Annotated in this window: 12 protein-coding genes; 1 reads left to right on the top strand and 11 read right to left on the bottom strand. The window is 71.4% G+C overall.

What is annotated here, in order from left to right:
* Nucleotides 1-149 precede the first annotated feature (149 nt).
* Nucleotides 150-1,565: a type I glutamate--ammonia ligase gene (gene glnA / locus OG403_RS10875; protein ID WP_329563586.1), complete on the top strand. Its 1,416-nt coding sequence runs from the start codon at nt 150-152 to the stop codon at nt 1,563-1,565.
* A gap of 253 nt (nt 1,566-1,818) precedes the next feature.
* Here the strand turns inward: glnA and argF are convergent, their stop codons facing one another.
* The 11 genes from argF to OG403_RS10930 all read right to left on the bottom strand — a co-directional run bounded on the left by argF (nt 1,819) and on the right by OG403_RS10930 (nt 12,300).
* On the bottom strand, nt 1,819-2,802 hold the full coding sequence (argF, locus tag OG403_RS10880) for an ornithine carbamoyltransferase (protein WP_329563588.1): 984 nt from the start codon (nt 2,800-2,802) through the stop codon (nt 1,819-1,821).
* A gap of 63 nt (nt 2,803-2,865) precedes the next feature.
* Nucleotides 2,866-4,404 (bottom strand): amino acid adenylation domain-containing protein, encoded by a 1,539-nt coding sequence (locus OG403_RS10885; RefSeq protein ID WP_329563589.1) that lies wholly within the window; start codon nt 4,402-4,404, stop codon nt 2,866-2,868.
* Nucleotides 4,391-4,633, bottom strand: a complete 243-nt coding sequence (locus OG403_RS10890) for an acyl carrier protein (protein ID WP_329563591.1) — start codon at nt 4,631-4,633, stop codon at nt 4,391-4,393. The genes OG403_RS10885 and OG403_RS10890 overlap by 14 nt, the downstream gene beginning before the upstream one ends.
* A gap of 29 nt (nt 4,634-4,662) precedes the next feature.
* A complete protein-coding gene (locus tag OG403_RS10895) occupies nt 4,663-5,487 on the bottom strand; it encodes a hypothetical protein (RefSeq protein ID WP_329563593.1) in 825 nt (274 codons plus the stop codon).
* Nucleotides 5,478-6,803 carry a hypothetical protein gene (locus OG403_RS10900; RefSeq protein WP_329563595.1) on the bottom strand — a complete coding sequence of 442 codons (1,326 nt, stop codon included), beginning with the start codon at nt 6,801-6,803 and terminating at the stop codon, nt 5,478-5,480. The genes OG403_RS10895 and OG403_RS10900 overlap by 10 nt, the downstream gene beginning before the upstream one ends.
* Before the next feature lie 37 nt (nt 6,804-6,840).
* Nucleotides 6,841-7,917 carry an SDR family oxidoreductase gene (locus tag OG403_RS10905; protein WP_329563597.1) on the bottom strand — a complete coding sequence of 359 codons (1,077 nt, stop codon included), beginning with the start codon at nt 7,915-7,917 and terminating at the stop codon, nt 6,841-6,843.
* Nucleotides 7,914-8,360: a type II toxin-antitoxin system RatA family toxin gene (locus tag OG403_RS10910; protein WP_329563599.1), complete on the bottom strand. Its 447-nt coding sequence runs from the start codon at nt 8,358-8,360 to the stop codon at nt 7,914-7,916. Before OG403_RS10910 ends, OG403_RS10905 begins: the two co-directional genes overlap by 4 nt.
* A 60-nt stretch (nt 8,361-8,420) precedes the next feature.
* A complete protein-coding gene (locus OG403_RS10915) occupies nt 8,421-9,653 on the bottom strand; it encodes an aspartate aminotransferase family protein (RefSeq protein ID WP_329563600.1) in 1,233 nt (410 codons plus the stop codon).
* Nucleotides 9,650-10,198 carry a DUF6031 family protein gene (locus tag OG403_RS10920; protein WP_329563602.1) on the bottom strand — a complete coding sequence of 183 codons (549 nt, stop codon included), beginning with the start codon at nt 10,196-10,198 and terminating at the stop codon, nt 9,650-9,652. Before OG403_RS10920 ends, OG403_RS10915 begins: the two co-directional genes overlap by 4 nt.
* Before the next feature lie 28 nt (nt 10,199-10,226).
* On the bottom strand, nt 10,227-11,306 hold the full coding sequence (locus OG403_RS10925; protein ID WP_329563605.1) for a DUF6001 family protein: 1,080 nt from the start codon (nt 11,304-11,306) through the stop codon (nt 10,227-10,229).
* Between the two features lie 22 nt (nt 11,307-11,328).
* Complete coding sequence (locus tag OG403_RS10930; RefSeq protein ID WP_329563606.1) at nt 11,329-12,300, bottom strand: fatty acid desaturase family protein; 972 nt, start codon at nt 12,298-12,300, stop codon at nt 11,329-11,331.

Consider the following 12,300-nt stretch of genomic DNA (forward strand, 5'->3'; position numbering starts at 1 on the left):
GGGCCTGCTGGTTAACATGGTGGAAACGATCGGGTCACCGTCAGGAAACGGCCTGTTCCTAAGGTGGCCCGCACCGTGGCCGGTTGGGACGACTGGTCCGTGCAGGTCTGATCCCGGCCCTCGTCGCGGTCGGGCAGAGGAGGACATCGATGTTCAAGAATGCGGATGAGGTCAAGGCCTACATCGCCGAGAACGACATCAAGTTCGTGGATGTGCGGTTCTGCGACCTGCCGGGTGTCATGCAGCACTTCGCGGTTCCGGCGGCCACCTTCGACCCCGCCGAGACCCTGATGTTCGACGGCTCGTCGATCCGCGGCTTCCAGGCGATCCACGAGTCGGACATGGCCCTGGTCCCCGACCTGGCGACCGCGCGGCTCGACCCGTTCCGCAAGGAAAAGCACCTAAACATCAACTTCTTCATCCAGGACCCGATCACGGGCGAGGCCTACAGCCGCGACCCGCGCAACGTGGCCAAGAAGGCCGAGGCCTACCTGGCCTCCTCCGGCATCGCCGACACCGCCTTCTTCGGTCCCGAGGCCGAGTTCTACGTCTTCGACGAGGCCCGGTTCGAGACCACCGCGAACGCCTCCTACTACCACATCGACTCCGAGGCCGGCGCCTGGAACAGCGGCCGGATCGAGGAGGGCGGCAACCGCGGCTACAAGGTCAAGTACAAGGGCGGCTACTTCCCGACCCCGCCGGTCGACCACTTCGCCGACCTGCGCGCCGAGATGTCCCTGGAGCTGGCCGCCTCCGGCCTGCAGGTCGAGCGCCAGCACCACGAGGTCGGCACCGCGGGCCAGGCCGAGATCAACTACCGGTTCAACACGCTGCTGCACGCGGCCGACGACCTGATGCTGTTCAAGTACATCATCAAGAACGTCGCCTGGCGGAACGGCAAGACGGCCACCTTCATGCCGAAGCCGATCTTCGGCGACAACGGCTCGGGCATGCACGTGCACCAGTCGCTCTGGGCCGAGGGCTCGCCGCTCTTCTACGACGAGCAGGGCTACGCCGGCCTGTCCGACACCGCCCGCTACTACATCGGCGGCCTGCTCAGGCACGCGCCCTCGCTGCTGGCCTTCACCAACCCCACGGTCAACTCCTACCACCGCCTGGTCCCCGGCTTCGAGGCACCGGTCAACCTGGTCTACTCGCAGCGCAACCGCTCGGCCGCGATCCGGATCCCGATCACCGGCTCCAACGCCAAGGCCAAGCGCATCGAGTTCCGGGCCCCCGACCCGTCCTCCAACCCCTACCTCGCCTTCTCGGCGATGCTGATGGCGGGCCTGGACGGCGTCAAGAACAAGATCGAGCCGCTCCAGCCGGTCGACAAGGACCTCTACGAGCTCGCCCCCGACGAGCACGCCGGCGTCCCCCAGGTCCCCGCCTCGCTCCCCGCCGTCCTGGAGGCCCTCGAGGAGGACCACGAGTACCTGCTCGCGGGCGGCGTCTTCACCCCGGACCTGATCGAGACCTGGATCGACTACAAGCGCACCAACGAGATCGCCCCGATCGCACTGCGGCCGCACCCGCACGAGTTCGAGCTGTACTACGACCTCTAGACACCAACGTTTGACCTGCGGGAACGCGGAAATGCCCGATTCCGTCGCTGCAGCTCGGCAAAGCCCTGAGCTGCAGCGACGGTTCTCGCGGAAGGCCCTGGAGGCCGGCAGCCCATCGTCATGTGCACCCGGAGTGCACCAGATCGAACTCACCGCCGTCCTTATGACTGCGCCCTGACCTCTCGGCATTCTCGGCGATGAGCAGTCGACGGAGCCCCTCGCCTGAAATGCGCGCCGGGGCGCCCGAATGCGCTCAGCCCGCGACGGTGAGCTGCATCAGGGCCTTCGCGGTGTGCATCCGATTCTCCGACTGGTCGAACACCCGGCTCTGCGCGCCCTCGAAGACCTCGTCGTCCACCTCACAGATGTCCGGATGGGCGATCGCGGTCTCGGTGTCCTGACCGTGGAAGGCCGGGAGGCAGTGCAGGTAGATGCTGTCGGCCCGGCCGGTGGCGGCCATCAGCTCGGCGGTGACCTTCAGGTCGCGCAGCAGCTCGATCCGCTCCCGGGTCTGCTCCTCCTCGCCCATCGACACCCAGACATCGCCGTACACGGCCGCCGAACCCGCCAGCGCGAGCTGCGCGTCGGCGGTGACGGTGATCTTCGCCCGGTCCGACTCGGCGTCCGCGAGCAGTTCGGCGATCTGCTCCGGCGCCGGCTGGAGCTTCTCGGGCGCCAGGATCCGCAGGTCCAGACCGAGCTTGGCGGCAGCGATGGCCAGGGTGATCGCCATGTTGTTGCGACCGTCGCCGACGTAGGTCAACGGCAGTCCTTCGAGGCTGCCGAAGTTCTCCAGCAGCGTCAGCAGGTCCGCGAGCACCTGGGTGGGGTGGTAGCTGTCACACAGGCCGTTCCACACCGGGACGCCGGCGTACTCGGCGAACTCGGCCACGGTGGAGTGCTCGAAGCCGCGGAACATCACACCGTCGAAGACCCGGCCGAAAACCCGGGCGATGTCACGCACCGACTCCTTGATGCCGAACCGGATGTCTTCCCGGCCGAAGATCTCGGGGTGCGCGCCGGACTGGGTGGCCGCGACCACGAAGGAGACCCGGGTCCGACAGGACGGCTTGAGGAAGATCAGCGCGATGTTCTTGCCGGCCAGCGCGTGCACGTACTCGCCCTGCGCCGCACGCGTCTTCAGATCGGCCGCGTGCTCCAGCAGTTCGGTGATCTCTGCCGCGCTGAAGTCCCGCAGCGAGAGCAGACTGCGCCCCTTGAGTGTCGAGATGCCCATCTTCCGCCTCCAGTCCGTTCTGTATATAGGTGACATTGCATTGAAATGTCAATGTTGACATTATCATTCAGTCGCGTTCCGGTCACTCGGCCCGTCGGCCGGCAGCCGACGCAGGTCGGGCTTGCCGTTGCTCAGCCGGGGCAGCTCGGCTCGCAGCTCCAGGGTGTCCGGGTTCATGTATCCCGGTATCCGGCGCAGCAGTTCGGCCCGGAGCTCGCCGACGGTGAACGGCTCCGAGGTGACCGCGTAGGCGCGGATCACGGTCCGGCCGTTCGGGCGGTCGACGATGCTCGCGGCGTCCCATACCCCGGGGACGGTGAGCAGCGCTGCGGTGATCTCGGTCATCGAGATTCGGTTGCCGTTGCGCTTGACCACGTTGTCGGTCCGGTCGAGGTAGACGTAGTAGCCGTCCTCGGTGCGCTCCACCAGGTCACCGGTGCGGTAGACGGTACGGCCCGGCACCAGGTCGTCGCGCAGCACCGCGGCCGTCACCTCGGGTGCGCCCCAGTAACCCGCCATCACCTGCACGCCGTCGATGCAGAGTTCTCCCGTGATGCCCGGCTCGGTGACCAGCTGCCCGTCGGCGTCCACCAGATGGAAGCCCACGCCGGGGTCGGGGGTGCCGAGCGGGATCTTCCGCCCGGAGGCGCACCACTGCGGCGTCACCAGGTGGCTGGAGACGACCACCGTGGTCTCGGTGGGGCCGTAGCGGTTGAACACCCGCAGCTGCGGCCGGTACTGAAAGAGCGCGGCGATCTGCTCGGGCGTGCAGTCCTCGCCGCCCAGCCCGATCGACCGCAGCCGCGAGTCGGCGAGCTTCGGCAGGTCGCGGCTGCTGACCAGCAGCCGCAGCATGCTCGGCGAGAACGAGGTGTGGGTGATCCGCTCGGCCAGCAGCAGCCTGAAGAACTCCCCCGGCATCAGCGGCCCGTGGTCCGCCACCAGCAGGCAGCCACCGGCCGCGAGGACCGAGAACAGGCTGCCGAACGCGCCGTCGAAGTGGAACGGCGAGACGCACAGTGCCCGGGTCGCGGGGTTGAGCTCGAAGGTCGCCACCGTGTTGCGGACCAGGTTGTGCAGGCTCTCCCGGCGGATCAGCACGCCCTTCGGACTGCCGGTGGAGCCCGAGGTGTAGACGCAGTAGACAAGGTCCTCGTCCCGCGCGGCCGGTGCCTGCGGCCCGCCTGCGCCTGGCGCGGTCAACTCCGCGAGCACCAGCGGGCGCAGCGCCTCCACCACCTCGCGGGGGAACTCCCGGCCGGTGGGCACCACGGTGAGCCGCACGGCGCAGTCATGGGCGATCCGGCAGATCCGGTCCGCCGGATCGGAGTAGGGGATCGGCACGAAGACGGCGCCCGCCGCCAGGCAGGCGAGGACGGTGGCCACATAGTCGGCCGAGTTCTCCAGGTGGATGCCGACCCGGTCACCGGGACGGACCCCGTGCCGGGCCAGCGCCCCGGCCGAGGCCGTGACCCGGTTCAGCAGCTCGGCGTAACTCAGCGACGTCCGAGAGTCCTTGACCGCCAGGTGGTCCGGGCGCACGGCAGCGTGCTCGCGGACCGCCCGCACCACGTCGGCCGTCAGCGCCTCAACGGGCAGCATGGATGCCTCCGATGGCGGCGGCCAGCTCGCGGACGGTGTCTGTGGGCGCGTAGCGCAGGTCCCCGCCGGTGAAGGAGATGTCCAACACCCGCTCCAACGACACATAGGCGCTCATCACATGGATCGAGCTGAGCCCCAGCGACTCCAGCGACGCGTCGGCCGGCAGCTCGGCCACCGGGAGGTCCGACGCCTCGGAGAGCGCCTTGACGACCTCGGCAAGAATATTCATGGTGCTTGTCCCTTGGGTTGGTTGGTGGTTCATCCGGTGACGGGGGCGGTGCCCCGGCCTGGCCGCCTGGGCCGGGTGACCGTAAGCAGCACGGCAGCGACCAGCGCCGCCAGCAGCGGCAGGCGCCAGGCCTCGCCGAGCAGCGCCGTCAGGGCGGCGAAGGCGGCCACTGCGGGCCAGCTGGCAGCGGTGTCGCCGAGCAGGAAGCCGCGCAGCCCGCCCGCGGTGGCGGGTGGGACGGCCGACGCGGTCCGCAGCCGCAGCACGGCCACCGTCACGACGGCCACCACGGCCACCGCCAGGCAGTGGCTGGGCCAGCCGGAGCCGGCCGCACCCGCGCCGGTCAGCGCAATCGCCAGTGCGGTCTTGGCGGCCCGCTCCGGCAGCACCGGCAGCATTCGGCGTCCCGTCAGGGCGACCGCCACCGAGGTGCCGACCAGCAGCACCGCGCCGAGCGCCCAGCCGGCGACGGGTGCCCGGGCCGCGGCGGCCAGAGCCGAGCAGACCACCAGGGCCTCCGCGCCGGCGCCCAGCAGCACCGCGAAGACGGTCCGCTCGGCCGGGGCTGCGGCCGGGAGCGCGCCGGCCCGCAGCAGCCGCAGCATCGCCCGGGCCAGCCACTGCAGGCCCGCGAGCAGTACGAGCAGAGCACCGGCCGTCGGCAGCCAGCTCGACGGCAGCATGGCGGTGACCGCCACCACTGCGGCCCAGCACCCGGCCAGCACGGCGCTCGCGGCCGCCGCCTGCTGCCAGCCGCCGGGCCGGCCGCCGGCCGGGGTACCCAGGGCAGATACCGCCGCCTCGCCGCCCTCGAGCAGGCAGAGCAGCAGGCCGATGCCCAGGGCTACGACCACTGGGCCCAGGCCCGAACGTCGTAGTCGAGCAGCTCGCAGACCTCGGCCACCTCCGGCAGGTCGAGCAGCGCGCGCAGCTGCGGCCGCTCCCGCTGCCAACGGGCCGGCGCGGGCGCACTGGTGGAGTTCACCAATCGGGGCCGTTCGACCGCTGACCGGGCGGCGTCGTCGAAGTCCAGGCCCGACGCCTGCGCCGCCCGGTCCATCAGTGCCTGCCTGGCCGCGCCACCCGTCTGGAAGTCCTCGAAGCGCAGCCGGACCGGGGACCGGGCGTGCCGCATGATCCGCCGGTGCGGGTCGGTCCACTGCCTGGCGGCCAGCTCGGGCAGCGGACCGGCGGCCAACTCCTGCCAACCCTCGCACAGATCGAAGTTCCAGTCGGTGCGCGGCCCGGCCGCCGAGCCGTGCACCGAGAGGTCGTGCTGCCAGAAGGAGCGGTGCTCCCAGCCGTCGATCAGGCCGTTGACGGCGGCCAGCGGGTTGCGGGTGAGGTGCAGCTCCCGGACGTCCCAACCGGTGAACAGCTCGTGCAGCAGCGGGATCCGGTAGGCGTCGCTGGAGGCTTTCAGCACCAGGACGTTGCGCGGCTGGGCCGGCGCGGGACGGCGGCACGGACGCAGCGCGAGGAACGGCGAGATCTCCACGATGGTCCGGCCGGGCGGACCGGTGGGAACCGGGAGCTCCGGGAAGTACTCACGGATCAGCCGCTCGTCCAGGTCGTACCGGTAGGGATCGACTGGGAGGCCGTACCCGCGCAGCGCCCGCAGCACGTCCAGGGCCGGCTCCGGGCCGGTGCGGTCGGCGAGTACCGAATCCCGTACCACGCCCACGAGTTCGTCGAGCGGCGCGTCGACCGTGTCGGGCCACTGGAGGCGCAGCCGCAGCGCCCAGTCCCAGGCGTACCGCTCCCACTCCTCGTGGGTCGGCTCGGTGATCTCCTCACCCCGGCACTCGAAGAGCAGGTTCCGCAGCAGGAAGTCCCGCCGGCCGTCGTCGAGCCGGCCCGATTCCACGCCCTCGTCCGGTCCGTCGTGGTCGGGGTGGTTCAGGCCCAACAGGGTGAAGAGCAGCCGGTGTTCGCCCGGCAGCGCGAGCGCGCCACGGGCCGAGCCGAGCACCTGTTTGAAGACGCTGGTGCCGCCGCGCGGGCTGCCCAGCACCACCGTCACTTCGCGCACCTCGGCGGCCGCCCAGTCCAGATAGCCGCGCTCGTCCGGGAACCGCTCGCGCAGGTAGTCCATCGCCTCGTCGCGCTCGGCGCGGATCCGGGCGAACAGCTCGCGGCGCCGCACGAGCTCGAGTGACAGGTCGCTCATCTCTTCCTTCGTTCTTCCTAGTCGAGGGCCGCCGGGACTACGAGGCGGCCCGGGCGGGCCGCCTCGGGTGCTCGGCCAGCCAGCGGTCGACCACCACGTCGACGTACTCCCCCCAGGGCGGGGCCGGTTCGGTCACGCCCTGGGGCGGACGGACCCTGGCGTTCTCGAAGTACGGTCGGTAGACGCCGATCAGCCGCTGCAGGAACTGCTGGTTGGGCATCGGGATCTCGGTGACGTTCCAGGCGTCGACCGAGCGGCGCAGGAAGTCCCAGCGGCGGAACGGCACCAGCGGCACCTCGGCCAGCTCCGGGCGGTCCTGCTCGCGCCGGTGCCGGTTGAGCGCCGCCACCACCGCGGCGACCAGTTCGCGCAGCAGCGGAGCGGCGGACCCAGCGGCCGCCACGACGTCCTGCACCGGTCGGCCTTCGAGCATCCGGGCAGCCATCCCGGACAGTTCCGCGGCCACCCAGTCCACCGGCACGATGTCGATCCGCCCGTCCCGGTCGCCGGGCAGGAACGGAGGCTGGTGCCGCTCGAGCAGGCCGAGCAGCGGGTAGATGCCGTGGAACCGGGAGATCGCGCCGGTCCGACTGTGCCCGACCACCAGGCTGCAGGAGAACACCGCCGGGTCCAGGTCGGGGTACTCGGCCCGGAGCATTCGCTCGGCCTGCGCCTTGGTCTCCTCGTAGGTGTTGCGGTACTCCCAGCCGCTGGTCGCGGTGTACGCCGAGGAGACCAGCAGGAAGCGCGAGTCGCCCAGCCGGCGGGCCAGTTCGGCGGTGTTCCTGGTGACCTCCACGTTGCCCAGCCGGGCCGCCTCCGGGGAGGCCGTCCAGCTGACGTTGGCCGCCGCGTGCACCACCAGGGTTGACCCCGCGGGTCCGAGCTCGGCCGTCAGCGCGGCGACCGCGGCCGGGTCCGCGAGGTCGCAGACCACCGGTTGCAGCGCGGCGGCCACCGGACGCGGGGCCCGGGCCAGGAAGTCGGCCCGGCTGCGCGGGCTGCTGAACACTGCGACCAGCCGGGCCCGCGGCGCCCGCTCGGCCAGCGCCGCGGCCAGCTCGCCACCGACCGCGCCGCCGACGCCGGTGACCAGGATCCGGGCGGCGGTCACAGCGTCGCCGGAAGCGGGCGCCGCTCGCTGATCGCGGTGAGCATGCTGCTCGAGTTGGAGCGGATCGCCTGGACGCCGACCGGGTCCAGCACCGCTGCCAGCGAGGGAATCCCCAGGTCGAACTCGATCTCCAGGGTCACCTTGATCCCGGTCCCGCACTGCTCGAGCTCCCAGGAGCCGCGGAAGACCTCCAGATCGCCCTCGGTCTGGTCGAAGTCGATCCGGTTCGGCGGGCTGAAGAAGTCCCGCTCGGTCCAGGTCAGTTCACTGCCGTTGAGGAGCACCCGCCAGGAGCTCAGCGCCTGCTCGGCGGTGCGCTCCAGGTAGCGGATCTCCAGCACGTCGACCATGTGCAGCGGGTGCTTCTCGAAGTCGCACACGGTGTCCCAGACATGGTGGATGTCCACGTCGGGGATGACGACAGAGGTGCGTACGGTGGGCATTGGGGGCCTTTCTCGATTTGTCGGTCAAACGCCGCGCGGCGCGAGGAGGGTCCGGCGGGCTCAGCTGCCCGGCGGGGTGGCGGCCACCGCCTCGGCGATCCGGTCCAGTCCGTCCGCCAGGTCCTGGTCCCCGATCACCGCGGGCGGGTAGACCCGCAGCACCGAGGGGCGGCTGAGGCAGAAGCTGAGCAGCACGCCGCGCTTGGCCGCCTCCAGCACGACATGGCCGGCGATCGCGGGGCTGGCGGCCTGCAGGCCGATCATCAGGCCCTCCCCGCGGATCTCGGCCACCCGCGGATCACCGTCGAAGAGTTCGGCCAGCCGTCGGCGGGTCGACTCCCCGGTCCGGCGCACCCTGGTGAGGAACTGCTCGCTGCTGACCAGCTCCAGCACGGACCGGCCGACCACGCCGGCCAGCGCGCCGCCGGCGAAGGAGGAGGCGAGCACCACCGGGTCGGCGCTGCTGTCGCCGATCAGGGACGAGGCGTACAGCACGGCCGCCAGCGGCACCAGGCCGCCGCCGAGCACCTTGCCGGCGAGCAGCAGATCGGGACCCACCTCGGCCGCCGAGCGCCACAACCGCCCGCACCGGCCGACGCCGGTCTGGATCTCGTCCAGCGCCAGCAGCGTGCCGGTCCGCGCGGTCTCCTCGCGCAGGAAGGCCAGGAACTCCGCTGCCACCGGCCGGATTCCGCCCTCGCCCTGGATCGGTTCCGCGAACACCGCGGCGATCCGCCCGGTGGCGAGCAGGGCACGCGCCGCGGCCTCGTCGCCGGGCGTCACGAAATGGACCGGGGCGGCAAGCGGTACCGGCGAGCGCCCGGCCATGCTGTCGGACAGGTGCAGCGCCCCGGCCGTCTTGCCGTGGTAGGAGCCGCGCAACGCGATGAACTCGGCTCGCCCGGTGGCGAGTACGGCCATCTTCATGGCCATCTCCGTCGCCTCCGAGCCGGTGTTGGCGAACGCCACCCGGTCCAGGGCCGGGGGCGTGGCCGCCACCAGCGCCTCGGCGCAGGCGGTGGCCGCGGAGTTGCCGAGGATCTTCCCGGACAAGCCCATCAGGCCCAGCTGTTCGACCGCGGCGTCGACCAGGACGGGATGCCGATGGCCGAGCAGGTGGACGCCGAAGGAGCCGAAGTCGAGCCAACGGCGCCCGGTGTCGTCGGTGATCCAGGCACCGTCCGCCCGCTGCTCGCCGCCGAGCAGGCCGGACATCCTCAGCAGCAGTGCCTTGGAACCGCCGAAGGCCGCGCCGTAGCGGTCGATGAATCCCGAAGCCATCGTGCCGCTCACGCGTCCTTGAGAAAGGGCTCGAGGAAGCCGGCGTCGGTGCCGACCGCCGTGCAGAGCCTGGACCAGTCCCGCAGCGCCTGAAGGATCTCGCGCTGGCCCGAGGCCAGCAGCGGGTTCGGCAGTTCGCCGGGGAACGCGGCGCAGAGCAGCTCCCAGAACTCGGCCACCGCGCCGCCGCCGTCCGCGCCGAACTCCTCGTCGAGTGCGAAGAGTCGGAGCAGTCGGTCGCCGTCCAGCTCGGCGACCTCGTGCAGGCCGTACTCGAGTGCCATCGCCAGCTGGTGGCCGTCGGCCATCGCGGTGTGCCCGCCCAGCAGCAGGTCGACGTCCAGCAGCAGTTCCAGCAGGCGCAGTCCGACCACCTGTCGCAACTCTGGCTGTTCGCTGCCGCCGGCCAGATCCTCCAGGTAGGCGCGGCCCTCGACGGCGAGCAGCCAAGCGGCTGTCGTCCAGGCTCGCACCGCCTGTTCGGCGGGCAGCCCGCGGCCGCTCCGAGCAGCGCCGAACAGCCGTACCCCGCCGATTATTTGGGGGGAAAGCTCCATGGTTCTCCAGTTCACAGGGGTGGTCTGGTCAGGCTGGCAGCAGCCGCAGCGCGCCACCGCGCGCGGCCCGCAGGACATCGCCCGGATCCCCGGGGAGCCCGTCGTCGGCGGCCACGTCGATCCGGCCCTCGGGCAGCGATCCGGCGCCGAGGAAGACGGCCGCGTCCCCGAGCAGCAGTTCGGCGCCGGGCAGGAAACGGGACCGGACGGGCCGGCCGACCGGCTCCACCAGCAACGCGGGGCGGTGCCCCTCGCCCGCGGTGGTGAACACGCACTCCAGCAGCTCGGTGAAGGCCGGCGCCAGCGGTGCGCCGGCCTGGCCCGTGAGTGCCGCCGAGAGCCGACTGCGCAGCGCCTCGATCAGGTCGGCGGCCTCGGCCGAACTGGTGCCCCGCAGCGCCCCAGAGTCGGTCAGCCGTCGCCAACGCAGCAGATACCACTTGCGGTTGGAGAACACGTCGCCGTGGTGCGAGAGCAGCGCGTCCATCAAGTGCAGCAACGCGCCCAGCGCATAGCCCGCCCGGCCCCGCGACTCGCCCGCCTGCTCGGCCAGCCGCAGGAAGAACACCTGCTCCACCGCGGTGTGCAGGGAGGCCCACTTCCACACCCGGGCGAGCGGCGGCAGGTGCTCCAGGTAGGGCGAACCGCCTTCCAGGTCAACGCCGTTCACCAGCCGCTCCAGGTACTTGCGGCGAAGTTCACGGGACTTGTCCCAGCCGCGGTGGCCGGCCACCACCGCGGCCGGCGGCTCGGCCGCCAGGGTCGCCAGGTCGGCGAGCGCGGCCGCGGTCTCCCGTACCCCGAAGGAGATCGCCTCCAGGTGATGCCCGCCCTCGAAGAACTGGGTCGCCATCCGGGCGCCGGCCGGCTCCTCCTGCTGGACCCGGATGAAGTCCAGGTCGCTGGTGGCGTTGGCCAGGCCGTGCACCGGAGAACTGGTCAGCAGCAGGTGCCGGGCCTCGCCGGTCCTCAGGCGCAGCAGACGGTCCAGCTCGGCCCGGTTCAGGCCGCGGCCGGCCAGGAAGGTGTCGCTGTGCCGCAGCCGGGCGGCGGCGAGTCCGCCGGGGACGCCCGCCAACTGGTTCAGGTTCGGGTTCGGGTTCGGCATGGGTTCCTCGGGGTCGGGCCGGTCAGCTCTGGGCTGCGGCAGAGGTCGGGCTCCGGCGGGCGCGGGCGATGTCGCGCAGCACGCTGGCCGGCCCGAACAGATAGGAGCGGGAGATCCGGGCGCGGCCGGCGACCTCCGGGTGCGTCATCAGCCGCCGGTGCAGCAGGCCCAGGTTGTAGAACGGCACGCTGGGATAGAGATGGTGCGCCAGGTGGTAGTTGATCCGGCACGGCGAGAAGAGCAGCCGCTCGAACCAGCCGGCCAGCACCGTCCGGGTGCCGCCCACTCCGCCGTCCGGGTCGCAGCCGACGTGCTCCGCCACCGCGCGCAGCCGCAGGATCATGCTCAGCGCGGTCAGCGAGGGCAGGATCCACAGCAGCAGGTAGTCGAGCCAGCCGCCGGTCACTGTCAGCACGGCGGCCAGCACGGCGAGACAGGCCAGGAAGAGATTGCGCCGGCCGCGTCCCATCGCCCGGGCCACGCTCCGGTTCCCGCGCAGCACCGGCAGCAGCGAGAACTGGTCCAGGGTGTCCACCGTCTTGAGCAGGTTGACACCGGTGACGTCACCGGCGAACAGGCGCAGCCAGTCCCTGGCGGTGTTGCCGAGCGGCGCGGTGTCCAGGTCCGGGTCGCGCTCGGTGTTCAGGTAACGGTGGTGGTCCAGGTGGTGGCGCCGGTACAGGGTGGTGCTGATGAACAGCGGGAAAGCCAGGAGCAGATCGCTCACCGTGTCGTTCAGCGCCCGGCGGGCGAACAGCAGGCGGTGCGCACCGTCGTGCATCAGCACCGCGAGCGCGTGCTGCCGGGTGGCGATCACCACCATGGCGAGTGGGTATCCGTACCAGTGCCCCCAATAGACCGCGGCGGTCTGCGCGGCCGCGATGACCGCCCACTGCCAGGCGATGGCGAGCACCGAGCGGGCCGGGCGCCGCCTGGAGAGCCGGCGCAACTCCTCGGTGCCGAGCAGCCGGTCCGGCTGCCGCCCCACGGCCAT

This window comes from Kitasatospora sp. NBC_01266 (genome assembly GCF_036242395.1).
Taxonomy (GTDB): domain Bacteria; phylum Actinomycetota; class Actinomycetes; order Streptomycetales; family Streptomycetaceae; genus Kitasatospora.

What these genes read in the sequence shown, in the direction of transcription:
- glnA (WP_329563586.1), top strand. Translation starts at nt 150, where the DNA reads ATGTTCAAGAATGCGGATGAGGTCAAGGCCTACATCGCCGAGAACGAC.
- argF (WP_329563588.1), bottom strand. Translation starts at nt 2,802, where the DNA reads ATGGGCATCTCGACACTCAAGGGGCGCAGTCTGCTCTCGCTGCGGGAC.
- OG403_RS10885 (WP_329563589.1), bottom strand. Translation starts at nt 4,404, where the DNA reads ATGCTGCCCGTTGAGGCGCTGACGGCCGACGTGGTGCGGGCGGTCCGC.
- OG403_RS10890 (WP_329563591.1), bottom strand. Translation starts at nt 4,633, where the DNA reads ATGAATATTCTTGCCGAGGTCGTCAAGGCGCTCTCCGAGGCGTCGGAC.
- OG403_RS10900 (WP_329563595.1), bottom strand. Translation starts at nt 6,803, where the DNA reads ATGAGCGACCTGTCACTCGAGCTCGTGCGGCGCCGCGAGCTGTTCGCC.
- OG403_RS10910 (WP_329563599.1), bottom strand. Translation starts at nt 8,360, where the DNA reads ATGCCCACCGTACGCACCTCTGTCGTCATCCCCGACGTGGACATCCAC.
- OG403_RS10920 (WP_329563602.1), bottom strand. Translation starts at nt 10,198, where the DNA reads ATGGAGCTTTCCCCCCAAATAATCGGCGGGGTACGGCTGTTCGGCGCT.
- OG403_RS10925 (WP_329563605.1), bottom strand. Translation starts at nt 11,306, where the DNA reads ATGCCGAACCCGAACCCGAACCTGAACCAGTTGGCGGGCGTCCCCGGC.
- OG403_RS10930 (WP_329563606.1), bottom strand. Translation starts at nt 12,300, where the DNA reads ATGGCCGTGGGGCGGCAGCCGGACCGGCTGCTCGGCACCGAGGAGTTG.